Source organism: Rhodopseudomonas sp. (assembly GCF_013377015.1).
GTDB lineage: Bacteria > Pseudomonadota > Alphaproteobacteria > Rhizobiales > Xanthobacteraceae > JARJEH01.
In genome coordinates, this window is sequence record NZ_JACABA010000002.1 from 271,609 (window position 1) to 298,204 (window position 26,596).

28 protein-coding genes and 2 tRNA genes are annotated in these 26,596 nt (G+C 62.5%); 25 read left to right on the forward strand and 5 right to left on the reverse strand.

Going from position 1 to position 26,596, the window contains the following annotated elements; genetic code table 11:
• Positions 1-55 precede the first annotated feature (55 nt).
• Positions 56-2,482, forward strand: a complete 2,427-nt coding sequence (gene lon, locus HXX15_RS09545) for an endopeptidase La (RefSeq protein WP_296515418.1) — start codon at positions 56-58, stop codon at positions 2,480-2,482.
• Between the two features lie 97 nt (positions 2,483-2,579).
• On the opposite strand, the gene HXX15_RS09550 is transcribed toward lon, so the two are convergent.
• Positions 2,580-2,654 (reverse strand) — tRNA-Val (locus tag HXX15_RS09550).
• 123 nt (positions 2,655-2,777) lie between these two features.
• Between HXX15_RS09550 and HXX15_RS09555 the strand changes: the two genes are divergently transcribed.
• On the forward strand, positions 2,778-3,059 hold the full coding sequence (locus tag HXX15_RS09555) for a hypothetical protein (protein ID WP_296515420.1): 282 nt from the start codon (positions 2,778-2,780) through the stop codon (positions 3,057-3,059).
• Between the two features lie 19 nt (positions 3,060-3,078).
• Here HXX15_RS09555 and pepT read toward each other — a convergent pair whose 3' ends face one another.
• A complete protein-coding gene (gene pepT / locus HXX15_RS09560; protein ID WP_296515422.1) occupies positions 3,079-4,392 on the reverse strand; it encodes a peptidase T in 1,314 nt (437 codons plus the stop codon).
• Between the two features lie 59 nt (positions 4,393-4,451).
• Positions 4,452-4,811, reverse strand: coding sequence for an HU family DNA-binding protein (locus HXX15_RS09565; RefSeq protein WP_366558589.1), 360 nt, complete (start codon positions 4,809-4,811; stop codon positions 4,452-4,454).
• A 167-nt stretch (positions 4,812-4,978) separates the two neighbouring features.
• Here HXX15_RS09565 and HXX15_RS09570 point away from each other — a divergent pair.
• A tRNA-Asp gene (locus HXX15_RS09570) sits at positions 4,979-5,055 on the forward strand.
• A 221-nt stretch (positions 5,056-5,276) separates the two neighbouring features.
• Here HXX15_RS09570 and HXX15_RS09575 read toward each other — a convergent pair.
• Positions 5,277-5,471: a hypothetical protein gene (locus HXX15_RS09575; RefSeq protein WP_296515427.1), complete on the reverse strand. Its 195-nt coding sequence runs from the start codon at positions 5,469-5,471 to the stop codon at positions 5,277-5,279.
• A gap of 314 nt (positions 5,472-5,785) precedes the next feature.
• Here HXX15_RS09575 and HXX15_RS09580 point away from each other — a divergent pair, with 314 nt between their 5' ends.
• The 20 genes from HXX15_RS09580 to HXX15_RS09675 all read left to right on the forward strand — a co-directional run bounded on the left by HXX15_RS09580 (position 5,786) and on the right by HXX15_RS09675 (position 24,640).
• Positions 5,786-6,151 (forward strand): NADH-quinone oxidoreductase subunit A, encoded by a 366-nt coding sequence (locus tag HXX15_RS09580; RefSeq protein WP_296515429.1) that lies wholly within the window; start codon positions 5,786-5,788, stop codon positions 6,149-6,151.
• Positions 6,142-6,762, forward strand: coding sequence for an NADH-quinone oxidoreductase subunit B family protein (locus tag HXX15_RS09585; RefSeq protein WP_296515430.1), 621 nt, complete (start codon positions 6,142-6,144; stop codon positions 6,760-6,762). The genes HXX15_RS09580 and HXX15_RS09585 overlap by 10 nt, the downstream gene beginning before the upstream one ends.
• A 10-nt stretch (positions 6,763-6,772) precedes the next feature.
• Positions 6,773-7,393, forward strand: coding sequence for an NADH-quinone oxidoreductase subunit C (locus HXX15_RS09590; RefSeq protein ID WP_296515432.1), 621 nt, complete (start codon positions 6,773-6,775; stop codon positions 7,391-7,393).
• Positions 7,393-8,583, forward strand: coding sequence for an NADH-quinone oxidoreductase subunit D (locus HXX15_RS09595; RefSeq protein WP_296515433.1), 1,191 nt, complete (start codon positions 7,393-7,395; stop codon positions 8,581-8,583). The genes HXX15_RS09590 and HXX15_RS09595 overlap by 1 nt, the downstream gene beginning before the upstream one ends.
• Entirely contained in the window at positions 8,580-9,548 is a 969-nt protein-coding gene (locus tag HXX15_RS09600) for an FkbM family methyltransferase (RefSeq protein ID WP_296515435.1), read from the forward strand. The genes HXX15_RS09595 and HXX15_RS09600 overlap by 4 nt, the downstream gene beginning before the upstream one ends.
• A gap of 22 nt (positions 9,549-9,570) precedes the next feature.
• Entirely contained in the window at positions 9,571-10,221 is a 651-nt protein-coding gene (nuoE, locus tag HXX15_RS09605; RefSeq protein ID WP_296515437.1) for an NADH-quinone oxidoreductase subunit NuoE, read from the forward strand.
• Between the two features lie 44 nt (positions 10,222-10,265).
• On the forward strand, positions 10,266-10,430 hold the full coding sequence (locus tag HXX15_RS09610; protein ID WP_296515440.1) for a hypothetical protein: 165 nt from the start codon (positions 10,266-10,268) through the stop codon (positions 10,428-10,430).
• 18 nt (positions 10,431-10,448) lie between these two features.
• Entirely contained in the window at positions 10,449-11,774 is a 1,326-nt protein-coding gene (nuoF, locus tag HXX15_RS09615) for an NADH-quinone oxidoreductase subunit NuoF (RefSeq protein WP_296515442.1), read from the forward strand.
• A gap of 5 nt (positions 11,775-11,779) precedes the next feature.
• Positions 11,780-13,855, forward strand: a complete 2,076-nt coding sequence (gene nuoG, locus HXX15_RS09620) for an NADH-quinone oxidoreductase subunit NuoG (protein WP_296515444.1) — start codon at positions 11,780-11,782, stop codon at positions 13,853-13,855.
• Between the two features lie 9 nt (positions 13,856-13,864).
• A complete protein-coding gene (gene nuoH / locus HXX15_RS09625; RefSeq protein ID WP_296515445.1) occupies positions 13,865-14,890 on the forward strand; it encodes an NADH-quinone oxidoreductase subunit NuoH in 1,026 nt (341 codons plus the stop codon).
• A gap of 7 nt (positions 14,891-14,897) precedes the next feature.
• Positions 14,898-15,386, forward strand: coding sequence for an NADH-quinone oxidoreductase subunit NuoI (nuoI, locus tag HXX15_RS09630; RefSeq protein ID WP_296515446.1), 489 nt, complete (start codon positions 14,898-14,900; stop codon positions 15,384-15,386).
• A 9-nt stretch (positions 15,387-15,395) separates the two neighbouring features.
• On the forward strand, positions 15,396-16,034 hold the full coding sequence (locus HXX15_RS09635) for an NADH-quinone oxidoreductase subunit J (protein WP_296515449.1): 639 nt from the start codon (positions 15,396-15,398) through the stop codon (positions 16,032-16,034).
• Positions 16,031-16,348 (forward strand): NADH-quinone oxidoreductase subunit NuoK, encoded by a 318-nt coding sequence (nuoK, locus tag HXX15_RS09640; protein WP_296515450.1) that lies wholly within the window; start codon positions 16,031-16,033, stop codon positions 16,346-16,348. The genes HXX15_RS09635 and nuoK overlap by 4 nt, the downstream gene beginning before the upstream one ends.
• 65 nt (positions 16,349-16,413) lie before the next feature.
• Positions 16,414-18,471 carry an NADH-quinone oxidoreductase subunit L gene (nuoL, locus tag HXX15_RS09645; RefSeq protein WP_296515452.1) on the forward strand — a complete coding sequence of 686 codons (2,058 nt, stop codon included), beginning with the start codon at positions 16,414-16,416 and terminating at the stop codon, positions 18,469-18,471.
• Positions 18,471-19,979 (forward strand): NADH-quinone oxidoreductase subunit M, encoded by a 1,509-nt coding sequence (locus HXX15_RS09650; protein ID WP_296515455.1) that lies wholly within the window; start codon positions 18,471-18,473, stop codon positions 19,977-19,979. Before nuoL ends, HXX15_RS09650 begins: the two co-directional genes overlap by 1 nt.
• A 25-nt stretch (positions 19,980-20,004) precedes the next feature.
• Entirely contained in the window at positions 20,005-21,441 is a 1,437-nt protein-coding gene (gene nuoN / locus HXX15_RS09655; RefSeq protein ID WP_296515457.1) for an NADH-quinone oxidoreductase subunit NuoN, read from the forward strand.
• Position 21,442: 1 nt separating this feature from the next.
• Complete coding sequence (locus HXX15_RS09660; protein ID WP_296515459.1) at positions 21,443-22,252, forward strand: biotin--[acetyl-CoA-carboxylase] ligase; 810 nt, start codon at positions 21,443-21,445, stop codon at positions 22,250-22,252.
• Entirely contained in the window at positions 22,252-23,922 is a 1,671-nt protein-coding gene (locus HXX15_RS09665; RefSeq protein ID WP_296515461.1) for a ribonuclease J, read from the forward strand. The genes HXX15_RS09660 and HXX15_RS09665 overlap by 1 nt, the downstream gene beginning before the upstream one ends.
• 22 nt (positions 23,923-23,944) lie before the next feature.
• Positions 23,945-24,349 (forward strand): methylmalonyl-CoA epimerase, encoded by a 405-nt coding sequence (gene mce / locus HXX15_RS09670; RefSeq protein ID WP_296515463.1) that lies wholly within the window; start codon positions 23,945-23,947, stop codon positions 24,347-24,349.
• Between the two features lie 3 nt (positions 24,350-24,352).
• On the forward strand, positions 24,353-24,640 hold the full coding sequence (locus tag HXX15_RS09675) for a DUF1467 family protein (RefSeq protein WP_296515464.1): 288 nt from the start codon (positions 24,353-24,355) through the stop codon (positions 24,638-24,640).
• A gap of 9 nt (positions 24,641-24,649) precedes the next feature.
• Here the strand turns inward: HXX15_RS09675 and HXX15_RS09680 are convergent, their stop codons facing one another.
• Positions 24,650-25,078 (reverse strand): globin, encoded by a 429-nt coding sequence (locus HXX15_RS09680; protein WP_296515466.1) that lies wholly within the window; start codon positions 25,076-25,078, stop codon positions 24,650-24,652.
• Between the two features lie 489 nt (positions 25,079-25,567).
• Between HXX15_RS09680 and HXX15_RS09685 the strand changes: the two genes are divergently transcribed.
• Positions 25,568-25,927: a DUF2946 family protein gene (locus tag HXX15_RS09685; RefSeq protein ID WP_296515468.1), complete on the forward strand. Its 360-nt coding sequence runs from the start codon at positions 25,568-25,570 to the stop codon at positions 25,925-25,927.
• A gap of 135 nt (positions 25,928-26,062) precedes the next feature.
• Entirely contained in the window at positions 26,063-26,587 is a 525-nt protein-coding gene (locus HXX15_RS09690; RefSeq protein ID WP_296515470.1) for a copper chaperone PCu(A)C, read from the forward strand.
• The last annotated feature ends 9 nt before the right edge of the window (positions 26,588-26,596 follow it).

The following is a 26,596-nucleotide window of genomic DNA, read 5'->3' on the forward strand; positions in this document are numbered from 1 at the left end:
CGGCGGCGCAATTTGGCGGGCTGCGTGCAAGGGGGCGCAACAAAAGGAATCGGCCATGACTGCCTCAAAACCCCGGCCATCAATCGTCCACGGCGAAAGCCACTCCTATCCAGTGCTGCCGCTTCGCGACATTGTCGTTTTCCCGCACATGATCGTGCCGCTGTTCGTCGGCAGGGAAAAGTCGATCCGTGCGCTTGAAGAGGTGATGAAGAACGACGCGCTGATCATGTTGGCGACGCAAAAGAATGCGTCCGACGATGATCCGGCGCCGGATTCGATCTACCAGATCGGCACACTGGCCAGCGTGCTGCAGCTGCTGAAATTGCCTGACGGCACAGTCAAGGTCCTGGTCGAGGGCCTTGAGCGCGCCAAGGTGGAAAAATACACCGATCGCGTCGAATACTATGAAGCTACCGCCGTGGCGCTGGCCGACACCGACGCCAAGAGCGTCGAGGCCGAAGCACTGGCCCGGTCGGTGGTGTCCGACTTCGAAAGCTACGTGAAGCTGAACAAGAAGATCTCCGCCGAAGTGGTTGGCGTGGTTCAGGCTATCACCGATTTCGCCAAGCTCGGCGACACCGTCGCGTCGCATCTCGCGGTCAAGATCGCCGATCGCCAGGGTATCCTGGAGACGCTGTCGGTCACCTCGCGCCTGGAGAAGGTGCTGGGCCTGATGGAGAGCGAAATCTCGGTGCTGCAGGTCGAGAAGCGGATCCGCAGCCGCGTCAAGCGGCAGATGGAGAAGACCCAGCGCGAGTACTATCTCAACGAGCAGATGAAGGCGATCCAGAAGGAGCTCGGCGACGACGAAGGTCGCGATGAGCTCGCCGATCTTGAAGAGAAGATCGTCAAGACCAAGCTCTCCAAGGAAGCCCGTGAGAAGGCACAGCACGAGCTGAAGAAGCTGCGGCAGATGTCGCCGATGTCGGCGGAAGCCACCGTGGTGCGCAACTATCTCGACTGGCTGCTGTCGATTCCGTGGAACAAGAAGTCGAAGGTCAAGAAGGATCTGGCTGCGGCGCAAGCCGTGCTGGACAATGACCATTACGGGCTCGAGAAGGTCAAGGACCGCATCGTCGAGTATCTTGCGGTGCAGTCGCGCGCCAACAAGCTGACCGGTCCGATCCTGTGCCTGGTCGGCCCTCCCGGCGTCGGCAAGACCTCGCTCGGCAAGTCGATCGCGAAGGCGACCGGACGTGAGTTCGTGCGGGTGTCGCTCGGCGGCGTGCGCGACGAGGCGGAGATCCGCGGTCACCGCCGCACCTATATCGGCTCGATGCCCGGCAAGATCATCCAGTCGATGCGCAAGGCCAAGACCTCGAACCCGCTGTTCCTGCTGGACGAGATCGACAAGATGGGCGCCGATTTCCGCGGCGATCCGTCCTCGGCTCTGCTTGAGGTCTTGGATCCCGAACAGAACGGCACCTTCGCCGACCACTATCTCGAGGTCGACTACGATCTGTCCAACGTGATGTTCATCACCACGGCGAACACCCTGAATATTCCGGGGCCGCTGATGGACCGCATGGAGATCATTCGGATCGCCGGCTACACTGAAAACGAAAAGGTCGAGATCGCGCGCAAGCATTTGATCCCGAACGCGCTGACCAAGCACGGCCTCAACACCAAGGAATGGTCGATCGACGACGATGCCTTGTTGCTGATGATCCGCCGCTACACCCGCGAGGCGGGCGTGCGTAACCTTGAGCGCGAGCTCTCGACGCTGGCACGCAAGGCGGTGAAGGAACTGATGCTCTCGAAGAAGAAGAGCGTGAAGGTCACCGAAAAGGCGATCGAGGAATATCTTGGCGTACCGAAATATCGGTTCGGTGAGATTGAACTCGACGACCAGGTCGGCGTCGTCACCGGATTGGCGTGGACCGACGTCGGCGGTGAATTGCTGACGATCGAAAGCGTGATGATGCCCGGCAAGGGCCGCATGACGGTCACCGGCAATCTGCGCGACGTGATGAAGGAATCGATCTCGGCGGCGGCGTCCTATGTCCGCTCCCGCGCGATCACCTTCGGGATCGAGCCGCCGACATTCGAACGGCGCGACATCCACGTCCACGTGCCGGAGGGCGCGACGCCGAAGGACGGTCCGTCCGCGGGCGTGGCGATGGCGACCACGATCGTCTCGGTGCTGACCGGGATTCCGATCCGGCGCGACATCGCGATGACGGGCGAGATCACGCTGCGCGGCAGAGTGCTGCCGATCGGCGGGTTGAAGGAGAAGTTGCTGGCGGCAGCGAGGGGCGGCATCAAGACGGTGCTGATTCCCGAGGATAACGCCAAGGACCTCACCGAGATCTCCGACGCCATCAAAGGCGGGTTGAACATCATCCCGGTAGCCCGGATGGACGAAGTGATTGCCAACGCCCTGGTTCGGGCGCCGGTCCCGATCGTCTGGGAAGAGGACACCAAGCTCCCGGTCAAGCCCGACGCCACCGACGAGGCGGCCGGAGGCTTGACAGCCCACTGAGCCTCTTGAGGCTCACCACGACATCAGCGGCGTCCTTCGGGGCGCCGCTTTCTTGTGGGTGGGGCAATGGCGGGACGCGGCGGCTCGGAACGCAGCCTGGTAGGCGGTGACGGGATCGAACCGCCGACCTGTCCCGTGTAAAGGGAATGCTCTACCGCTGAGCTAACCGCCCGGAATGCGCATTTAGCCCGGCGGCGGTGGTCGGCGCAAGGCGACGGCGCCCATGGTATCCGCGTCCCATTGGCGCCGCAGTGAGGGGGGTGATATGCAGGGGTCCTTAGCTGGGAGCTTCTGCATGAGAGTTTTCTGGGCCGTCGCGATGATCGCGTTGCTTGCCGGCCCCGCTGCCGCGCAAACTGAGGCGGTCCAAAAATACGGGGAACCCGACAAGGAAAAGACCGCGGGCCAGATCGAGGCCGAGAAGCGGGCCGAAAGGGCCTATCAACGCTCGCTCGGCAATGTCCCCAACGCCGGCCCCACCGACCCCTGGGGCAATTTGCGCGGCGACGGCGCGCCGAAGACCGCGGCGAAACCAGCCCCAGCAAAACGAACCAAACCCGCCAATCCCGCGAATTGAGACGGCGCGCGGCGCGGTTTCAGGCCCGCTCTTCCCAGATCATCGCCAGGTGCACGATGGTCTGCACCGCCTTTTCCATGTCCTGGCGGCTGACCCATTCCAGCCGCGAATGGAAGGCGTGTTCGCCGGCGAAGATGTTGGGGCAGGGCAGCCCCATGAACGACAGCCTCGAGCCGTCGGTGCCTCCGCGGATGCTGGTGGTCACGGGTGTGAGCCCGCTGCGACGAATCGCCTCGCGGGCGTTCTCGACCAGCGCGGGGTGGCGGTCGACCACCTCTTTCATGTTGCGGTATTGCGGCTTGATCTCGAGGCTCGCGGTCGAGCGCGGATAGGCCTGCATCACCTCGTCGACGATTCGTTGCAGCAGCGCTTCCTTGTCCTTCAGGCCAGCTTCGGTGAAGTCGCGGACGATAAAGCTCAGCGTCGCTTTCTCCAGCGCGCCGGAGATCCCAATCGGGTGCAGGAAGCCCTCGCGGCCCTCGGTTGTCTCCGGCGAGCAGGTGGTCTTCGGCAGCCGCTCGACGATTGCCGCGGCGATCTTGATGGCGTGTTCGATTCGGCCCTTGGCGAAACCGGGATGGGCGCTGACACCCTCGATGGTGATCACCGCGCCGTCAGCCGAAAAGGTCTCATCCTCGATGTTGCCGGCGGTCTCGCCGTCGATCGTATAGGCGAAATCGGCGCCGAGTTTCTGCAGGTCGACTTTGTCGACGCCGCGGCCGATCTCCTCGTCGGGCGTGAACAGGATCTTGATGGCGCCGTGTTTGATCTGCGGGTTGCCAACCAGAAATTGCGCCGCGTCCATGATTTCGGCAACGCCGGCCTTGTTGTCGGCCCCGAGCAATGTGGTTCCGTCGGTGGTGATGATGTCGTGGCCGATCTGATCGGCTAGTGCCGGATGCTCGGCGGCGCGGATGACCTGGGTCGGATCGGCCGGCAGCACGATGTCGCCACCTCGATAATTGCTGACGATCTGCGGCTTGACGCCGGCGCCCGAACAGTCCGGCGAAGTGTCCATATGCGAGCAGAAGCAGATCACCGGAACTTGCTTGTCGCTGTTCGACGGGATCGTCGCGTAGACATAGCCGTGTTCGTCGAGATGGGCGTCGCCGAGACCGATCGCGACAAGCTCCTGCGCCAGCAGGGCGCCGAGATTCTTCTGTTTTTCTGTGGATGGAGTGGTCGGAGACGCCGGGTCCGACTGGGTGTCGATCGCCACGTAGCGCAAGAATCGCTCGGTGACGCTGTGCGTGAAACGGATCGGGGATGTCACAGGCTGAACCGCCGGGTCTCGAAATCCGAGTCGCGATCGTCGCGTCTCAAAATCCGTCATTCCGAAGCGACCGCGACGCGATCGCTCGGAATGACGCAAATTCTTCGAACGGATGAAGCCTAGACGGCTTCCTTCAGTTCCTTGGCGGCGCGGAAGGCGACCTTCTTGCTGGCCTTGATCTGGATGGCTTCGCCGGTGGCAGGGTTGCGGCCCATCCGGGCGGCGCGCTTGCGGACCTGGAGAATGCCGAGACCGACGATGCGGATCCGCTCGCCCTTCTTCAGGTGCTTGGTGATCCGGGCGACCATGTCGCCGAGGATTTCTTCGGCCTTCTTCTTCGACAGCTCATGCTCTTCGGCGAGCGCCGCTGCGAGATGCTTCAAGGTCACCGTGGTCGGTGTTGCGGTTTTGGCAACTGCTTTCTTCGCCATATTTGGCCCTCCTGGTTGGTCGTGGCTTAGGAACCTAAGACGTAGCAGGGCTTAAACGATTCGGGGAGGCGCTGACTACGCTGTTTTGCCGATAAACAGCCTATTATTTGCATCGATGTCGCGAAAAGGACTGGCAGAAAAGGGGATTCGCAACCGGCTTGACTTGGTCGTGGCTCGCCTTTATGTCCAGCCCACTGCGGGATTTCACGATCCACGCGGGAGTAGCTCAGTTGGTTAGAGCGCTGCCCTGTCACGGCAGAGGTCGCGGGTTCGAGTCCCGTCTCTCGCGCCAAATTGCTAAAACATTTCAATGGTTTTGGCGATTAGGCCTTCCCTAGAAACCATTTCGATTGATCGTGCGAAAGTCTCTATCTGCGGTTCTCTTTCGGCCGCTTCGCCCCATTCGTCCGCATCGGATCGCGCCGCTTGAGCGCCTCGGTTCATGAGCCACCCCGAAAAACATAAGGCCGCCCGAAGGCGGCCAGTCAGCAAGCACTGAGATTCTGATTGGTCCTAGCGGATCACCGAATTGTCCGCGCGGGTGACGGTTATCTGCTTTCCAGCCTTGATGACGTGTGCGGTCTGGCTGAAGTCCGCATTGCTGCGGGCGAAAATGCCGAACCCGGCTACCGCGATGCCCGCTACCAAGGCCACCACCACGATCTTAAGATGTGTCGTACGATCCGCCGAATGAATGGAGTGGTTCATCTGAGCCTCCCGGGCGTCTTTGCCGCCGTTGGCAAAGACATTTACCCTGGGCCTGTTTCAGAACGGTTTCGTGGGTTGGCCAAAATGGTTTCATCGGCCCGTCGGTGGTCGTGCGCCACGCTCGGCCAGCTTCTCGATCGGCCGTGACGGGGACTGTCGGGAGCCTCGGAATGTCACGAGTGTCAGCGGCACTTGGCCCTAGAAGCGTCAACATCGCTTGTCTTGCGCGCCCTGTTGCACTGCGCTAAGCCTCAGAATAATTCCAAATGTCAACGAATCTGCGGCAGTGCACAACCGCGGGGTAGGGATCGGCGATGAGCGGCATTCTGCCGAATTATCTTCCAATTGTTGTCTTTATCATCGTGGCTGCGGCCCTGAGCTTTGCGATGCTGGTGGCGCCATTCGTTGTCGCTTTTCAGCAGCCCGATCCGGAGAAGCTTTCCGCCTACGAATGCGGCTTCGATGCTTTCGGCGACGCCCGCATGAAGTTCGACGTGCGGTTCTATCTCGTTGCGATTTTGTTCATCATCTTCGATCTTGAGGTGGCGTTTCTGTTCCCCTGGGCGGTGGCCTTCGGGAAATTGGGCGTGACCGGGTTCTGGTCGATGATGGTGTTTCTCGGCGTGCTGACGGTCGGCTTCGCCTATGAGTGGAAGAAGGGCGCCCTGGAATGGGATTGAGTCCAGTGTCGACCTCGCTGCAAAGCTCCGCGTTGACCCCGGTTGGCGCGCGACCCTTGGTGTCACGCCCCGCGAGCGGCATCATTGATCCCAACACCGGCAAACCGGTCGGCGCCAACGATCCGTATTTCCTCGAGGTCAACAATGAGCTCGCGGACAAGGGTTTTTTTGTCGCCGCGACCGATGATCTGATCACGTGGGCGCGCACCGGCTCGCTGATGTGGATGACCTTCGGGCTCGCCTGCTGCGCGGTCGAGATGATGCAGCTATCGATGCCGCGCTACGATGCCGAGCGGTTCGGCTTCGCGCCGCGCGCCTCTCCGCGGCAGTCCGACGTCATGATCGTGGCCGGCACGCTGACCAACAAGATGGCGCCGGCACTGCGCAAGGTCTACGATCAGATGCCCGAGCCGCGCTACGTGATCTCGATGGGGTCCTGCGCCAATGGCGGCGGCTACTACCATTATTCCTACGCCGTGGTGCGCGGCTGCGATCGCATCGTTCCGATCGACATCTATGTGCCGGGTTGCCCGCCGACCGCGGAAGCGCTGCTGTACGGCGTGCTGCTGCTGCAGAAGAAGATCCGGCGCACCGGAACCATCGAACGCTAAGGGCTGAATTATGGACGACGGCGGGCTCGACACCCTGGGTCAGATGATTGTTGGCGCGCTTCCCGGCGCCGCGATCGGGCATTCGATCGATTTCGATCAGCTGACCGTGACCATCCAGGCCGAGAGGGTGGTCGAGGTGGTGACGTTCCTGCGCGACGATCCGCGTTGCCGTTTCATCAGCTTCATCGACGTCACCGCGGTCGACTATCCGGGTCGCGAGCAGCGCTTCGATCTCGTCTATCATTTCTTGTCGCCGGTGTTGAACGCGCGGGTTCGGTTGCGCGCCGAGATCGACGAGACCACCCAGGTTCCGTCGATCATCGAGGTGTTTCCCGGCGTCGACTGGTTCGAGCGCGAGGCTTACGATCTGTACGGCGTGATCTTCACCGGCCATCCCGACATGCGGCGGCTGTTGACCGATTACGGCTTCGACGGTCATCCGCTGCGCAAGGATTTTCCGCTGTCCGGCTTTGTCGAGGTTCGCTACGACGACGCCGAAAAGCGTGTGGTCTATGAGCCGGTCCGGCTCAACCAGGAATTTCGCAAATTCGATTTCCTCTCGCCGTGGGAGGGGGCGGACTACCCCGTCCTGCCCGGCGACGAGAAGGCGACTGACAAGGCAGGCGGCTGATGGCTGAGGCAGCACTTCGCAACTTCACCATCAATTTCGGCCCGCAGCATCCGGCTGCGCACGGCGTGCTGCGGCTGGTGTTGGAGCTTGACGGCGAAGTGGTTGAGCGGGTCGATCCGCATATCGGGCTGTTGCATCGCGGCACCGAAAAGCTGATCGAGCACAAGACCTATCTGCAGGCGATTCCCTATTTCGACCGGCTCGACTACGTCGCGCCGATGAATCAGGAACACGCGTTTTGCCTCGCCGCCGAGAAGCTGCTCGGGCTCGAGGTGCCGCGTCGCGCCCAACTGATCCGCGTGCTGTATTGCGAGATCGGCCGCATCCTGTCGCATCTGCTCAACGTCACCACCCAGGCGATGGACGTCGGCGCCTTGACCCCGCCCCTGTGGGGATTCGAGGAACGCGAAAAGCTGATGGTGTTTTACGAGCGCGCCTCCGGCAGCCGGATGCACGCGGCGTATTTCCGGATTGGCGGCGTGCACCAGGATTTGCCGCCGCAGCTGATCAATGACATCGAGGCTTGGTGCGATCCGTTCATCCAGGTGGTTGACGACCTCGAAACCTTGCTGACCGAAAATCGGATCTTCAAACAGCGCAACGTCGATATCGGCGTGGTGACGTTGGCGCAGGCTTGGGAGTGGGGCTTTTCCGGCGTCATGGTGCGCGGCTCCGGCGCCGCCTGGGATCTTCGCAAGGCGCAGCCCTATGAATGCTACGCTGAGATGGATTTCGACGTGCCGATCGGCAAGAACGGCGACTGCTACGACCGCTATTGCCTGCGCGTCGAGGAAATGCGGCAGTCGATTCGGATCATGAAGCAGTGCATCGCCAAGCTGCGCGCCCCCGACGGGCAGGGCCGGGTCGCCACCGACGATCACAAGATCTTCCCGCCGCGCCGCGGCGAGATGAAGCGCTCGATGGAGGCGCTGATCCATCACTTCAAGCTCTATACCGAAGGCTTCAAGGTCCCCGCTGGCGAGGTCTATGTCGCGGTCGAGGCGCCGAAGGGCGAGTTCGGTGTCTATCTGGTCTCTGACGGCAGCAACAAACCCTACAAGTGCAAGATTCGCGCGCCGGGCTTCGCGCATTTGCAGGCGATGGATTTCATCTGCCGCGGCCATCTGCTGGCCGACGTCTCGGCGATTCTCGGTTCCCTGGACATCGTGTTCGGCGAGGTCGATCGTTGATCGCGCAGCCGCCCATCGTGTTTGACCGCAGCACCGGCGTTCTCCAAGGCGCTAACGCCTGGGAGCGGCTGGCTGCCGTCGCGTTGACCGCGGGCGCCCGGATCTCCTCGAAGTTCTCGTATCGCGGCTACAACATCAGCGCCAATATCTTGCGCAAGGCACTGCCGAAACGCGACATCGCGGTCAAGCTCAATCCGGACGCGATCTTCGCGTTTCCCTATGGTGACGGCTACTGGAGCAAGCTGCTCGAGCGATCCTATACTTACGAGATCGAACTCGATCTGCTGTTCCAGGATTCCGCCGACGTCGACTACACCTTGATCGATTGCGGCGCGAATTACGGCTATTGGTCAGTGCTGGTGTCGAGCGCGCCGTTCGGGTCGCACAACGTCGTCGCGATCGAGCCGTCGACCGCCAACTTCGCCAAGCTGTCGAACAACGCGTCGCTTAACGGCAACCGCTTCGTCATTCTGAAGTGCGCGGTCGGCGCCGCGCCCGGCACCGCGAAGCTGTCCGGCACCAAGCACGAGGCGCTGAGCATCGCGGGCAAGCCCAGCGCCGGCGGCGAGGACGTCCCGGTGATCACCCTCGATGGGCTGCTCGACGACGGCAAAATTCCTGCCGGCGGCAAATATTTGGTCAAGCTCGACGTCGAGGGCGTCGAGATCGAGGCGATCAAGGGCGGGGCCCGGCTGCTGCAGGGCGACACCGCGATCCTGTGCGAGGAGCACGGCAACGATCCCTCGCATGCAGTATCGCGGTTCATTCTTGAACAAACGCCGCTGAAACTGATCGTATACGATCCGCACAGCAGCCGTTACGAGACCGTGGTCGACCTTTCGATCCTGGACCGAATCAAAGTCGCGTCGAATGTCGGCTACAACGTGGTCGGAACCGCGAGCGCATTCTGGCAGAACCGGATCGAGAACCTGAATGCGAGCGCGCCGAAGAAGCGCGTTCATTGAAAGACTGAGAGATACAGAGACAATGTCCGTCCGACGTTTGGCCCCGAAAGAGCTGCAGCCTGCGAGTTTCGCCTTCACCGAGGAGAATCTCGCTTGGGCCAGGCGCGAAATCGCGAAATATCCGGAGGGCCGCCAGGCCTCGGCGGTGATCGCGATCATGTGGCGAGCGCAGGAGCAATGCGGCGGATGGGTCCCTGAGCCGGCGATCCGCGTCATCGCTGAGCTGTTGCAGATGGCGCACATCCGGGTTCTGGAAGTCGCAACCTTCTACACGATGTTTCAGCTGCAGCCGGTCGGCAAGAAGGCGCACGTTCAGGTCTGTGGCACCACGCCGTGCAGGCTGCGCGGCGCCGGCGATCTGATCGAGGTCTGCAAGCACAGGATTCATCACGAGCCGTTCCAGTTGTCGGCGGACCAGAACTTCAGCTGGGAGGAAGTCGAGTGTCTCGGCTCCTGCGTCAACGCGCCGATGGTGATGATCTGGAAAGACACCTACGAGGACCTGACCACCGACAGTTTCGGCAAGTTGCTGGATGGCTTTGCGACCGGAAATCCACCGCCTCCGGGACCGCAGAATGGCCGGCAGTTTTCCGCGCCGCTCGGCGGGCCGACCACGCTGAAGGATATTGACGACGTCAGCGCTGGGCCGGCCACGGCGAAGGGCAATATGTGATGGTTCGCACGGCCGGTTCGAACGTCTCAAAGGGTATCGGATTAATGCGTAATCTGCGCTACATCCTGCTGCACGCGGTGACCGCGAGCGTGTTCATTTTCCTGCTGCAGCGCTACGCGCTCAGTGCGACACTTGAATCGAGCCTGTTGTGGGCGCTGACCTTCGGCGGATGTGCCGCCGGGCTCGCCTACATGCAATCCAATCGTTGATCGGGGACGCTGCCAGCCATGCTCGACGACAAGGACCGCATCTTCCGCAATCTCTACGGCCTCCACGACTGGGGCCTCGAAGGCGCGCGCCGTCGCGGCGGCTGGGACGGCACCAAGGCGATCCTCGACAAGGGCCGTGACTGGATCGTCAACGAAATGAAGGCCTCCGGCCTGCGCGGCCGCGGCGGCGCCGGCTTCCCGACCGGACTGAAATGGTCGTTCATGCCGAAGGATTCGTCCGACGGCCGGCCGAGCTATCTGGTGGTCAATGCCGACGAGTCGGAGCCCGGCACCTGCAAGGATCGCGAGATCATGCGGCACGATCCGCATACGCTGGTCGAGGGCTGCCTGATCGCCGGCTGCGCGATGGGCGCGCATGTCGGCTACATCTATGTGCGCGGCGAATTCATCCGCGAGCGCGAGCATCTGCAGGCCGCGATCGATCAGGCCTACGCGGCGAAGCTGATCGGCAAGGACAATATCCACGGCTTTCCGTTCGATCTTTATGTCGCGCACGGCGCCGGCGCCTATATCTGCGGCGAAGAAACCGCGCTGCTCGAGAGCCTCGAGGGCAAGAAGGGCCAGCCACGGCTGAAACCGCCGTTCCCGGCCAATGTCGGGCTCTATGGCTGTCCGACCACGGTGAACAACGTCGAATCTATCGCGGTGGCGCCGGATATCCTGCGGCGCGGCGCATCGTGGTTCGCCGGCATCGGCCGGCCGAACAATGTCGGCACCAAGCTGTTCGGCATCTCGGGTCACGTCAACACGCCCTGCGTGGTCGAGGACGCGATGAGTATTCCGTTCCGGGAGCTGATCGAGAAGCATGGCGGCGGGATTCGCGGCGGCTGGGACAATCTGCTGGCGATCATCCCCGGCGGCGCATCCTGTCCGCTGATCCCGGCGGTCGATTGCCAGGAACTGATCATGGATTTCGACGGCACCCGTGCCGTGAAGTCGAGCTTCGGCACCGCCGGCGTCATCGTGATGGACAAGTCCACCGACGCGATCGCCGCGATCGCCCGCATCAGTTACTTCTTCAAGCATGAGAGCTGCGGCCAGTGCACGCCGTGCCGCGAGGGCACCGGCTGGATGTGGCGTGTGCTCGACCGCATGGTCGAGGGCCGGGCGCACAAGCGCGAGATCGACATGTTGCTCGAGGTCACCAAACAGGTTGAGGGTCACACCATCTGCGCGCTCGGCGACGCCGCGGCCTGGCCGATTCAGGGCCTGATCCGTGCCTTCCGTCCCGAGATCGAGCGCCGGATCGAGGAGTTCGGGCGTCGCGCGTCGCTCGACGATCAGGGCGTGCTCGACCCCGTCCACATGGTCGCGGCGGAGTAACGGCAATGATCAAGCTTATCGTCGACGGCCATGAAATCGAGGTCCCGCCGGACTACACGCTGTTGCAGGCGTGCGAGGCCGCCGGCGCGGAGATTCCGCGCTTCTGTTATCACGAGCGGCTGTCGATCGCCGGTAACTGCCGGATGTGCCTGGTCGAGGTGAAGGGCACGCCGAAGCCGGTGGCGAGCTGCGCCTGGGGCGTGCGCGACTGCCGTCCCGGTCCGAAGGGCGAACTGCCGGAGATCTCCACCAAGTCGCCGATGGTGAAGAAGGCGCGCGAAGGCGTGATGGAATTCCTGCTGATCAACCATCCGCTGGATTGCCCGATCTGCGATCAGGGCGGTGAGTGCGACCTGCAGGACCAGGCGATGGGCTACGGCGTCGATTCCAGCCGCTTCGCCGAGAACAAGCGCGCGGTCGAGGACAAGTATCTCGGCGTGCTGGTCAAGACCTCGATGAACCGCTGCATCCAGTGCACCCGCTGCGTGCGCTTCGCCTCGGAAGTCTGCGGCGTGGCTGAAATGGGCGCCACTGGTCGCGGCGAGGACATGGAGATCACCACCTATCTGGAAAGCGCGCTGACCTCGGAGCTGCAGGGCAATCTGGTCGATATCTGCCCGGTCGGCGCCCTGACCTCGAAGCCTTACGCCTTCGCGGCGCGGCCCTGGGAGCTCGGCAAAACCCAGTCGATCGACGTGATGGACGGTGTCGGCTCGGCGATCCGGATCGACACCCGCGGCCGCGAGGTGATGCGCATTCTCCCGCGCGTCAACGAGGCGGTGAACGAGGAATGGATCTCCGATAAGACCCGCCATGTGGTCGACGGCCTGCGCACCCAGCGGCTCGACCGGCCCTATGTCCGAGACAAAGGCAAGCTGCGCGCGGCAACGTGGGCTGAGGCGTTCGGCGCCATCGCCGCGAAGCTCGGCCGGATCGACGGCAAGCGGATCGGCGCGATCGCCGGCGATCTGGCCGCGGTCGAGGAAATGTTCGCGCTGAAGCAATTGCTGGCCGCGCTCGGCTCAGTCAATGTGGCGACGCAGAACGTCGGCGCGTTCGATCCGAAGGCCGGCCGCGCTTCCTACATTTTCAATCCAACCATCGCCGGCATCGAGCAGGCCGACGCGTTGTTGATCGTGGGCTGCAATCCGCGCAAGGAAGCCGCGGTGTTGAACGCCCGGATCCGCAAGCGCTGGCGTACCGGCGGGCTAAAGATCGGCGTGATCGGCGAGAAAGCCGACCTGACCTATCATTACGACTACCTCGGCGCCGGCCTGGACTCCCTGAACGATCTCGCCGCCGGCAAGAATGCTTTCGCCGATGTGCTGAAGAACGCCAAGAACCCGATCGTGCTGGTTGGTGCGTCGGCGACGGCGCGGCACGATGCCGGGGCGGTGCTCGCGCTGGCGGCCAAGCTGGCGGTCGATGTCGGAGCGCTGAAAGACGGTTGGATCGGGTTTGGCGTGCTGCATGGCGCGGCCTCCAGCGTCGGCGCGCTCGATGTCGGTTTCGCGCCGGACGACAAGGGCCTCAGTGCCGCGCAGATGACCACCTTCGGCACACTCGACGTGCTGTTCTCGCTCGGCGCCGACGAGATCAAGGTGCCGGACGAAACCTTCGTGATATACATAGGTACCCATGGTGACCGCGGCGCGCATCGCGCCGACGTGATCCTGCCGGGCGCCGCCTACACCGAAAAATCCGGGATCTACGTCAACACCGAGGGCCGGGTACAGTTCGCCAACCGCGCGGCGTTCCCGCCCGGCGAGGCGCGTGAGGACTGGGCGATCGTCCGCGCGCTGTCGGAAACGCTCGGCAAGAAGTTGCCCTACGATTCGCTCAGCGCGCTGCGTAAAGCGCTGTTCGGCGCGGTGCCGCATCTGATGCGGGTCGACCAGATCGAGGCCGGTGACGCCGGCGCAATTCGCGCGCTGGCGACGCGCGGCGGTAGCGTCGAGAAGACGGCGTTCAAGCCCGCGATCGACGATTACTACATGACCAACCCGATCGCGCGGGCCTCGGCGGTGATGGCGGAATGTTCGCGCCTGGCTTCCGGGCAGATGCTGACGGCGGCGGAGTGAGCAGGATCGATGGCTGAATTCTGGACAACCAATCTCTGGCCGCTGATCATCGTGCTGGCGCAGAGCCTGTTGCTGATCGTCGTGCTGCTGATCACGATCGCCTACATCCTGCTGGCCGACCGCAAGATCTGGGCCGCGGTGCAGATCCGGCGCGGACCGAACGTGGTCGGCCCCTGGGGCCTGCTGCAATCCTTCGCCGACCTGCTGAAATTCGTCTTCAAGGAGCCGACCGTTCCCTCCGGCGCCAACAAGGGCGTGTTCCTGCTAGCGCCGCTGGTGACCTGCGTGCTGGCGCTGTCGGCCTGGGCGGTGATCCCGGTCGCTTCCGGTTGGGTGATCGCCGACATCAACGTCGGCGTGCTCTACATCCTGGCGGTGTCGTCGTTGTCAGTATACGGCATCATCATGGCCGGCTGGTCATCGAATTCGAAATATCCGTTCCTCGCCGCGTTGCGCTCGGCGGCGCAGATGGTGTCCTACGAGGTCTCGATCGGTTTTGTGATCATCTGCGTGTTGCTCTGCGTCGGCTCGCTGAATCTCACCGCGGTCGTGGAAGCGCAGAACACCAAATATGGTCTGCTCGGCTGGTACTGGCTGCCGCTGTTTCCGGTGTTCGTGGTGTTCTATATCTCCGCACTGGCGGAGACCAATCGTCCGCCGTTCGACCTGGTGGAAGCCGAGTCCGAACTGGTTGCGGGCTTCATGGTCGAATATTCTTCGACGCCGTATCTGCTGTTCATGCTCGGCGAATATGTCGCCATCACCACGATGTGTGCGATGGGCGCGATCCTGTTCCTCGGCGGCTGGCTGCCGCCGATTCCCTATGCGCCGTTCACCTGGGTGCCGGGGATTATTTGGTTCGCGCTGAAGTTATTTTTCATGTTCTTCATGTTTGCAATGGCGAAGGCCATCGTGCCGCGCTACCGCTACGATCAATTGATGCGGCTTGGCTGGAAAGTGTTTCTGCCAATCTCGCTGGCAATGGTGGTGATCGTCGCCGGCGTGCTGCAATTCGCGGGGCTGGCACCGAAATGAGGCCCTCATGAGCGTTTACGCAACCGCCCGTTCGCTGCTGCTGACCGAGTTCGTATCGGCGTTCTTTCTCGCCATGCGCTACTTCTTCAAGCCGAAGCCGACGCTGAATTATCCGTTCGAGAAGGGGCCGATCTCGCCCCGGTTCCGCGGCGAGCACGCATTGCGTCGCTACCCGAACGGCGAGGAACGCTGCATCGCCTGCAAGCTGTGCGAAGCGATCTGCCCGGCGCAGGCGATCACCATCGAGGCCGGACCGCGCCGCAACGACGGCACCCGCCGCACCGTGCGCTACGACATCGACATGGTGAAGTGCATCTATTGTGGATTGTGCCAGGAGGCGTGCCCGGTCGACGCCATTGTCGAAGGGCCGAATTTCGAGTTCGCCACTGAGACCCGCGAGGAACTCTATTACGACAAGGCGAAACTTCTCGCCAACGGCGACCGCTGGGAACGCGAGATCGCCAAGAGCATCGAACTCGATGCGCCGTACCGGTGAGCTGAAGCCATGACAATGCCCGCGCTGTTCTTCTATCTCTACGCCGGCACCGCCATCGCATCCGCGGTGATGGTGATTGTGGCGCGCAATCCGGTGCACTCGGTGCTGTTCCTGATCCTGGTGTTCGTCAACGCCGCCGGCCTGTTCGTGCTGATGGGCGCCGAATTCCTGGCGATGATTCTGATCGTGGTCTATGTCGGCGCTGTCGCGGTGCTGTTCCTGTTCGTGATCATGATGCTGGATGTCGACTTCAGCCGGTTGCGCGAGGGCTTTCTGGAATATTTGCCGTTCGGTCTGTTGATCGGCGTGATCTTCCTCGCCGAATTGCTGCTGTTGGCGGGCGGCTGGGTGATCAGTCCGACCATCACCAAGGCGATCACCGCGCCGATCCCGGCGAATGTCAGCAACACCGAGGCGCTCGGGCTGGTGCTGTACACGCGCTACATTCACTACTTCCAGGTCTCCGGCATGATCCTGCTGGTGGCGATGATCGGCGCCATCGTGCTGACGCTGCGGCACAAGAAGAAGGTCAAGCGGCAGGACATCAGCGCGCAGAACGCGCGCACCAAGGCGGCGGCGATGGATGTGCGCAAAGTGGCGTCGGGGCAGGGGCTCCAGGACGCCGACGCGGCGGAGTGGGTGCAATGACGGGAACGGGAATCGGTTTGGGTCATTTTCTGTCGGTCGCGGCGATCCTGTTCACGCTGGGTACGCTCGGCATCTTTCTGAACCGCAAGAACGTGATCATCATCCTGATGTCGATCGAGCTGATGCTGCTCGCGGTGAACATCAACCTGGTGGCGTTCTCGACCTACCTGAACGACATCGTCGGCCAGGTGTTCGCGCTGCTGGTTCTGACGGTGGCCGCGGCGGAAGCGGCGATCGGATTAGCGGTGCTGGTGGTCTATTTCCGCAATCGCGGGTCGATCGCGGTTGAAGACATCAACTTGATGAAGGGCTAGGGCATGATCCGGAACCACGAACTGCGGTTTTCCGGCCGGATCGGGCCCGCGCAAAAGGCGCTCGCATGATCCAGGCCATCGTTTTCCTGCCATTGGTCGGTGCGCTGATCGCCGCCGTGATCGCGCTGTTCGGCGCGCATGCGCGCCATCCCAGCGGCGATACTGTCGAACATGGCGACGACCATGGCCACGGCCATGCCGCGCATCACGATGCCGCGGCGCACGACGATCACGGCCATGATCACCCGGTGGAACCGGCGGCGGCGGGATCGCGCGCGGCCGAGATCGTCACCACCGCACTGCTGCTGATCTCCGCCGGTTTGTCCTGGCTGGCGCTGGTCGATGTCGGGTTCCTGCATCACGACGCGCGGATCGCGCTGTTTCCCTGGATCAATTCCGGCGACCTGCAGGTCGCCTGGGCGCTGCGGGTCGATACGTTGACCGCTGTGATGCTGGTGGTGGTCACTTCGGTGTCGTCGCTGGTTCACCTGTATTCGATCGGCTACATGAACGAGGACCCGAACCGGCCGCGGTTCTTCGGCTATCTGTCGCTGTTCACCTTCGCGATGCTGATGCTGGTAACCGCCGACAACCTAGTACAGCTGTTCTTCGGCTGGGAAGGCGTCGGCCTCGCCAGCTATCTGTTGATCGGGTTCTGGTACCAGAAGCCCTCGGCCAATGCCGCGGCGATCAAGGCCTTCGTGGTCAACCGGGTCGGCGATTTCGGCTTCGCTCTCGGCATTTTCGCGATCTTCATGCTGGTCGGCTCGACCGATTTCGAGACGATCTTCGCCGCCGCCCCTGGCCTTACCGGCAAGACGATCAATTTCTTCGGCTGGCACGCCGATGCCCTGACCCTGACATGCCTGCTGCTGTTCATGGGCGCGATGGGCAAGTCGGCGCAGTTCCTGCTACACACCTGGCTGCCGGACGCGATGGAAGGGCCGACCCCGGTGTCGGCGCTGATCCACGCCGCCACCATGGTCACCGCCGGCGTTTTCATGGTGGCGCGGTTGTCGCCGCTGTTCGAGCTGGCCCCAGACGCACAAGCTGTGGTGATGTTCTTCGGCGCCACCACCGCGTTCTTCGCCGCCACCGTCGGCCTGGTGCAGAACGACATCAAGCGCATCGTGGCGTATTCGACCTGCTCGCAGCTCGGTTACATGTTCGTGGCGATGGGGGCGGGCGCCTATTCGGTCGGCATGTTCCATCTGTTCACCCACGCTTTCTTCAAGGCGCTGTTGTTTTTGGGTTCCGGCTCGGTGATCCACGCGATGCATCACGAGCAGGACATCCGCCATATGGGCGGACTGAAGGACCGGATCCCGTTCACCTATATCGTGATGGTGATCGGCACCCTGGCGCTGACCGGCTTTCCGCTCACCGCGGGCTATTTCTCCAAGGACGCGATCATCGAGGCGGCGTTCGCCTCTCACAATCCGATGGCGTTCTACGGCTTCACCATGACGGTGATCGCCGCCGGGCTGACCTCGTTCTATTCTTGGCGGCTGATCTTCAAGACCTTCCACGGCGAGCCGCACGATCAGGAACATCACGAGGCCGCGCATGAAAGCCCGTTGACGATGCTGATCCCGCTGTTCCTTCTCGCGGTCGGCGCGCTGGCGGCCGGGTTCCCGTTCAAGGAATTGTTCGCCGGCCATGGCGTGGAGGAATTCTTCCGCGACTCGCTGAAGATGAACCCGCATATCATCGAGGAGATGCACCACATCCCGGAGAGCGTCGGGTTCCTGCCGACGGTGATGATGGCGGTGGGCTTCGTGGTGTCGTGGCTGTTCTATATCCGCCGGCCGTATCTGCCGGTCGAGCTCGCGAACCAGCATCAGCTTCTGTACAAGTTCCTGCTCAACAAGTGGTATTTCGATGAGCTGTATGACCTGATCTTCGTCCGGCCGGCAAAGTGGCTTGGCCGCTTCCTGTGGAAGAAGGGAGACGGCTTCATCATCGACGGGTTTGGTCCGGATGGCATTTCGGCTCGCGTGCTCGACGTCACCCGTGGGGTGGTCAAGCTTCAGACCGGCTATCTCTACCACTACGCCTTCGCGATGCTGATCGGCGTCGCCGGTCTGATTACCTGGTTCATGCTCGGCGTGGGAGGCCAGTGATGACGACCTGGCCCGTTCTTTCCGTCGTCACCTTCCTGCCGCTGGTCGGCGCGGTGCTGATCTATCTGTCGCGCGGCGACGACGAGGCCGCGCGCGGCAATGCTCGCTGGATCGCGCTGTGGACCACGCTGATCACCTTCGCGGTATCCCTGATCCTAGTGATGCGCTTCGATGCATCGAATCCGGACTTCCAGTTCGTCGAGAAGGCGCCGTGGCTGGCCAACGCCATCACCTATCATATGGGTGTCGACGGCATTTCGCTGCCATTCGTGATCCTGACCACGGCGTTGATGCCGTTCTGCATCATCGCCAGCTGGAAATCGATCACACTGCGGGTGCGCGAATACATGATGGCGTTCCTGTTCCTGGAAACGCTGATGATCGGTACCTTCTCGGCGCTGGATTTGGTGCTGTTCTATCTATTCTTCGAGGGCGGCCTGATCCCGATGTTCCTGATCATCGGGGTGTGGGGCGGTCCGCGCCGGGTCTACGCCTCGTTCAAGTTTTTTCTCTACACTCTGCTCGGCTCGGTGTTGATGCTGCTGGCGATCATGGCGCTGTATCTGAACGCCGGCACCACCGACATTCCGGCCCTGATGCACGCCCATGTGCCGCACGGTCTGCAGACCTGGGCTTGGCTGGCGTTCTTCGCGTCCTTCGCGGTGAAGATGCCGATGTGGCCGGTGCATACTTGGCTGCCGGACGCGCACGTCGAAGCGCCGACCGCAGGCTCCGTGGTGCTGGCCGCGATCCTGCTGAAGATGGGCGGCTACGGCTTCCTGCGGTTCTCGCTGCCGATGTTCCCGGAAGCGTCGCTGTATTTTGCGCCGTTCGTGTTCACGCTGTCGGTGATCGCGATCGTTTACACCTCGCTGGTGGCGCTGATGCAGGAAGACATCAAGAAGCTGATCGCCTATTCGTCGGTGGCGCATATGGGCTTCGTCACCATGGGGATCTTCGCCGGCACCACGCAGGGCGTCGCTGGCGGCGTGTTCCAGATGATCTCGCACGGCATCGTCTCCGGTGCGCTGTTCCTCTGCGTCGGCATCGTCTACGACCGCATGCATACTCGCGAGATCGCGGCCTATGGCGGCCTCGTCAACCGGATGCCGCTCTACGCCCTGGTGTTCATGGTGTTCACCATGGCCAATGTCGGACTGCCAGGCACCTCCGGCTTCGTCGGCGAGTTCCTGACGTTGATTGGCACCTTCAAGGTCTCGATCCCGACGGCATCCGTCGCGACGCTCGGCGTGATCCTGTCGGCGGCCTACGCGCTGTGGCTGTACCGCAAGGTGATTTTCGGGGCGCTGGTGAAACCGTCGCTGGCCAGCATCAAGGACCTGACCTGGCGCGAAAGCCTGATGTTGGTGCCGCTGGTCGTTCTCACCATTCTGTTCGGGGTCTATCCGAAGCCGGTGCTCGACATGTCGGCGGCCTCGGTGCAACTCCTCGTCAACAATTACGCCGCCGCGACGTCTGCCGTGAAGGCAGCCGCGCTGCTGCAATAAACGCGGCTGGTCAGGACAAGACGCCATGAATTTTGATGCCGCCGGCTATTCGCTGCTGCCCATCCTGCCGGAACTGGTGCTGGTGGTAGGCGCCATGCTGCTGCTGCTGCTCGGCGCCTATCGCGGGGTGCAAACCACGCGGTTGGTCACCACGCTCGCGATCTGCCTGCTGGTGGTCGTCGGCGGACTCGAGCTGATGCTTCCGGCCGGCAAGCTGGTGACGTTCGGCGGCAGCTTCATCGTCGACGACTTCGCCCGATACCTGAAGATCCTGGCGCTGATCGGCTCCACCGTCACCTTGATCCTGTCGGCGGAGATTCTAGCCGATCCGTCGCGGCGGATGTTCGAGTATTCGATCCTGGTGCTGCTGTCGTCGACTGGCATGATGCTGCTGATCTCCGCTGGCGACCTGATCATGCTGTATCTCGGCCTCGAACTGATGAGTCTCGCGCTCTACGTGGTTGCGGCGAGCAATCGCGAGGATCCGAAGTCGAACGAGGCTGGCCTGAAGTATTTCGTGCTCGGCGCGCTGTCGTCCGGCATGCTGCTGTACGGCGCTTCGTTGATCTATGGCTTCACCGGCACCGTCAGCTTCGCTGGGATCGCGGCCGTGGCCAAGGACGGCAATGTCGGCCTGGTGTTCGGGCTGGTGTTCCTGTTCGCGGGACTGTGCTTCAAGATCTCGGCGGTGCCGTTCCATATGTGGACGCCGGACGTCTATGAGGGCGCGCCGACCCCGGTCACCGCGTTCTTCGCCTCGGCGCCGAAGGTCGCGGGCCTGGCGATCTTCACCCGCGTGGCGTTGACCGCGTTTCCAGGCATTGTGCCGCAATGGCAGCAGATCGTGGTGTTCGTTGCGATCGCCTCGATGGCGCTGGGTTCGTTCGCCGCGATCGGGCAAACCAACATCAAGCGCCTGATGGCATATTCGGCGATCGGCCATATCGGCTTCGCGCTGGTAGGGCTGGCCGCCGGAACGGTGGAGGGCGCGCAGGGCGTGCTGGTCTACATCTCGATCTACGTCGCGATGACGTTGGGAACCTTCGCGGTGATCCTGGCGATGAAGCGCAACGGCCTGCATGTCGAGACCATCGGCGATTTCGCCGGCCTGTCGCGGACCAATCCGCCGCTGGCGTTCTTTTTCGCGATGCTGCTGTTTTCGCTGGCGGGGGTGCCGCCGCTGGCCGGCTTCTTCGCCAAGTTCTACGTGTTCGTCGCCGCCATCAAGGCCGGGTTGTTTGCGCTGGCGGTGATCGGCGTGGTCACCAGCGTGGTGGGCGCGTATTATTATCTCACCATCGTCAAGGTGATGTATTTCGACGAGCCGGTGCAGGGCATTGACCCGATGCGGATGGAGTTGCGCACCGTGCTCGCGGTCGCAGGCCTGTTCAACATCCTGTTCTTCGTCTATCCCGCGCCGCTGGTGAGTGCCGCGTCGGTGGCGGCGAAGTCGCTGTTCTAGGATGCCGCTGCAACTCGGCAAGAGAGCCATTGCGGCAGGCTACCGGCTCACCGCGTTCGACAGCATCGGCTCGACCAACGCAGAGGCGCTGACCCGCGCGCGGGACGGCGAGGCGGGGCCGATTTGGTTCGTCACCACCGAGCAGACCGCGGGCCGCGGCCGCCGGCATCGGCCGTGGATTGCGCCACGCGGCAATCTCGCCTCCAGCATCCTCGAAGTGGTCGATGTCGCGCCCAGCGTCGCCGCCACGCTGGGATTTGCCGCCGGGCTGGCGCTCGAAGCGGCGTTGTGGCGATTGAGCGCGGAGGCGATCGCCAGATCGGCCGGTCTGGACTTGAACTACCGGCTGAAGTGGCCCAATGACGTGCTGGCCGGGTCGCGCAAGCTGGCCGGAATCCTGCTGGAAGCCGAAACCGGCCCGGACGGCCGCTTGGCCGTGGTGGTCGGGATCGGTACCAATATCATTGCGGCGCCCGAAGGGACGCCGTATCCAACGACCTGCCTGAAAACCCTTGGCCTGGACGTGTCCGCGGAAGAGCTGTTTTGCGCATTGTCGGATTGCTGGGCGGATTATCGTGGCATCTGGGACAATGGGCGCGGGTTTGGCGAGATCCGCGAAAAATGGTTACTGCGCGCGGCAGGTTTGGGTGAACCGGTCTCGATCCAGTCCGGAACGAGTTCGGTTGAAGGTATTTTCGACACCATTGATGAGGCTGGCTGCCTGATCGTCAGGACCCCCGATGGCAAGCGGGTTCCGATCTCCGCCGGGGATGTTTATTTCAAGTCGACGGCGTCGGCGGGAGCAGCTTGATGTCACGACCAGATGAATTCACTTTCGCGCCGCTCGGAGGCGTCGGCGAGATCGGCATGAACCTGTCGATCTACGGAATCGGCAATGGCCACCAGCGCAGCTGGCTCGCAGTCGATCTCGGGGTGTCGTTCGGCGACGAGGAACATCTGCCCGGCATCGATCTGATCATGCCGGATGTCCGTTTCCTGGAGAAAGAAAAGAAGAACCTGGTTGGCCTGGTGCTGACCCACGCCCATGAGGATCACTTCGGCGCCATCATGGATTTGTGGCCGAAGCTGAAATGTCCGATCTACGCCACTCAGTTCAGCGCCGCGCTGTTCGCCGCCAAGCTGGCCTCGGAGCGTAACCCGCCGAAGATTCCGGTTACCGTGGTGCCGTCCGGCGGACGCATTGATCTCGGGCCGTTCAGCGTCGAATTCATTCCGGTCGCGCATTCGATTCCGGAATCCCATGCCCTGGCGATCCGCACCTCCGTCGGCACCATCCTGCACACCGGCGACTGGAAGATCGATCTGACGCCGATCATCGGCGTGCCGACCGACGAGCGGCGGCTGCGCCAGCTCGGGGACGAAGGCGTGCTGGCGCTGGTCGGCGATTCCACCAACGCGGTGCGCGAAGGCAAGTCGCCCTCGGAGACCGAGGTTGCCAGGACCATCGCCGAATTGATGAAGGCGGCCAAGGGCCGCGTTGCCGTCACCACCTTCGCCTCGAATGTGGCGCGGTTGCGCGCCGTCGCCGATGCTGCGAAAGCCTGCGGCCGCGAGGTGGTCGTGGTCGGCCGCGCCATGGAGCGCGTGGTGCAGGTGGCGCGCGAGACCGGCTATCTCGACGGCGTGCAGGCGTTCCGTGGCGCCGATCTGTACGGCCATTTCCCGCCCGACAAGGTGGTGGCGCTGTGCACCGGCAGCCAGGGCGAGCCGCGCGCGGCGCTGTCGCGGATCGCCAATGACGATCATCCGCAGGTCACCCTGAACAAGGGCGACTGCGTGATCTTTTCCTCGCGCACCATTCCGGGCAACGAGAAGTCGGTCGGCGGCATCATCAACGGCCTGATCAATCAGGGCATCGAGGTGATCACCGATCGCACCCATCTGGTGCACGTTTCCGGCCATCCGCGCCGCGACGAACTGCGCGAAATGATCTCCTGGGTGCGGCCGCAATTGCTGATCCCGGTGCACGGCGAGGCCTTGCATTTGTTTGAGCACGCCAAGCTGGCGCGCGCCGCGGGTGTGCCGAAAACGCTGATCTGCAAGAACGGTGACTTGGTCCGGCTCGGGCCGGGCGATCCCGCGATCATCGAGCAACTGCCGTCGGGGCGCCTCTACAAGGACGGCTCGATTCTCGAGGATTCGAAGTCGCGCGCCGTGGTGGAGCGCAAGAAGATGGCGTTCGCCGGCTGCGTCTTCGTGGCGTTCGCCATCACCGACAAGGGTGAATTGGTGGATGATCCCGAGATCGATCTCGTCGGTATCCCGGAAAAGAATTCCGGCGGCGAGCCGATCGACGACATCCTGTTCGATGCCATCGTCACCACGGTGGAGGGGCTTCCCAAGGCGCGCAAGCGCGATCCCGACGCGATGGCGGAATCGGTGCGTCGGACGGTGCGCTCGGTGATACAGGAGCATTGGGGCAAGAAGCCGCTCTGCTATGTTCACGTCCTGACGGTTTGAACAACAACGACGGAGAACTGCCATGCTGGGCCGGCTCAATCACGTGGCCATCGCGGTGAAGGATGCGGAGCAGGCCGCAAAGATTTATGGCGCTGCGTTCGGCGCCGAGATCTCGGCGGCGGTACCGCTGCCCGAGCATGGAGTCATCACCGTGTTCGTCACGCTGCCGAACACCAAAATCGAATTCATCCAGCCGCTCGGCGATTCCTCGCCGATCGCGAAATTCCTCGACCGCAACGCCGACGGTGGCATCCACCATATCTGCTACGACGTGCCCGACATCATCGCCGCGCGCGATACTCTGGTTAAGGCGGGCGCCCGCGTGCTCGGCGACGGCCAGCCGAAGATCGGCGCCCACGGCAAGCCGGTGTTGTTTCTGCATCCAAAGGATTTCTCCGGAGCCCTTGTCGAAATCGAACAGGCCTGATCCATGGCCGCCACGATCTCGACCCTGCTGGCGATCTACTTCGTGCTGTGGTGGATCGTGCTGTTCCTGACGCTACCGTTCGGGGTGCGCAATCGGACCGAAAGCGGGCAGGCGTCGGGCGAGATCGTCCCCGGCAGTGATCCTGGCGCGCCGGTGGCGAGCCTGATGGCGCGCAAGGTATTGTGGACCACGATCATCTCGGCGGTCGTCTTTGTCGTGGCGCTGCTGGCCTACCGCGCGGGCTATTTCAACGTCGAGCGACTGTCGAAACTGATGGGCATTCCGCTGTAGCGCGGGGCCTCAAGGCGGCGCGACGGTTTGCACGGTTTGGTTTGATTCAACGATACGATCGAGCTCGATCAGAAGCTGCTGCCAGGCCTGCTCCATCGGTGGCGACCACTGATCGCCGAGCAATTCGCGCAGAGTGTTCGCGATCACCCAGAAAAACTGGCGAAACAGTTGCGGTGCCGTGCCATAGGCGTCATGCGACAGCACTTCGCATTCGATCATCCGAAACGCGCCTTTGCGCTCGCCTGCGAAATCGATCAGCGCATCGATGGTGAGCGCCAGCATCGAACCCTTCACCAGGTCTTTCGGTTCGCGCCGAAACATCGACTCTGTCTCGGGATGATCGGAGAATAATCGGCGATAGACCAGAGGCGTGAGATCGTCACAACCCACCGCGGCCAGTTCAAGACTTTGCTCGATGAGACTGATCGGAATTGTCATCGGCGAATCTTATTGTGTGAGTTGGATTTCCGATGGTGCGCAAACGCGGCTCAAAAAAAAGAGCAGGACAAAAGCCCTGCTCAAAAACTGTGTCGACCCTTAATTTCCCGAATGAGTTGGATTTATCGTTGATTGACGGGCGACGCTGCTTTTGCGCGTCAGGGTTCCTCCCGAGACTTGGACCACCAGACTTTTACCTTACGGATGAGCCTGTAGCGGAAGTAGTAACCGATCCGGTTCGACTTGTCATCATTTCTAGCAACGAATGTGCAAATTTAAGGCAGTCGACGAAATGATCGATAAGTCGCCACCGGAAGTTGTATTGCATATCGCGTGCCTGGCGCGAAACAACAACTGTCAAGCATGCTTTACGCGACGTCCATCCCCGCGCAATTGATGCGGCATCACGGTTGCATCGACGTGGTTCAATCTGCATGATATTTGCACAATCTTGAAAGGTGGACTGCGGCCATGCGCAGACGACTGCGATTGCTGCCGATCGTTGCGATCGCTCTGTTGGTGCAGGTGATGGCGCCGATCGGGGCGTTCCGCGTCGTCGCCCAATCCGTATCGGATCCGTTGGCGATGGCCTCGATTTGTTCCGGCATCGCTACCGCGGATCACGGCTCGACAGCGCCATCGGGCACGCATGGCAACGACGGTTGCTGCGCAATCTGTGCCGCGGGGCTTGGGGGCCCGCCAATGCCGGAGCCCGCTGCGCTCGCGTTCGTCAAGCTGCAGCGCCAGTATCAATCGATTGTCTGGCTCGATGCGATTGACTCACCGACGGCAAACCGCGTCGGCTCCAATGCGCAGCCCCGCGCACCGCCGTTTCCGATCCGAACATAAAACTCTCTCACGGAGCGCGGCGATCAGCTGCCTCCTTTTTGCACAGTTCATCGGGCCGGCTTGGTGATCGGGTTGGGATTCAAATTGTCCCTGCGTCGCTCGTGCCGTCGGTCGCATAATCGAAGAGATTGAAGCATGAAGACCATCATCCGCGGATTCGCTTCCGCTGCCATCATCTGCGTGCTGTCCACCGCGCTGGCGCAAGCCGACGACGTCAAGGCCGGCGATCTCGTCATTCAGCAGGCTTGGAGCCGCGCCACTCCCGGCGGCGCCAAGGTCGCGGGCGGCTACTTGACCATCGAGAACAAGGGATCGGTGCGCGATCGCCTGCTCGGCGGCGAGACCGACGTAGCCGCGAAAATTGAACTCCATGAGATGAGCATGAAGGACGGCGTGATGATCATGCGACCGCTCGACCAGGGCCTCGCGATTGAACCCGGCAAGAGCGTCAAACTGGCTCCCGGCGGCTATCATCTGATGCTGATCGACCTCAAGGGCGCGCTGAAGCAGGGCGACAAGGTCCCGCTGACGCTGCAGTTCGAAAAGGCCGGAAAGGTGCAGGTCTCGTTCGACGTGCAGGCCGTCGGCGCGCAGGCTCCAGCGGGAGCGGACCATGGCGGCGCGATGGACCACAACGGGCAATCCGGAATGAAGAAGTGAGGGGCGCCA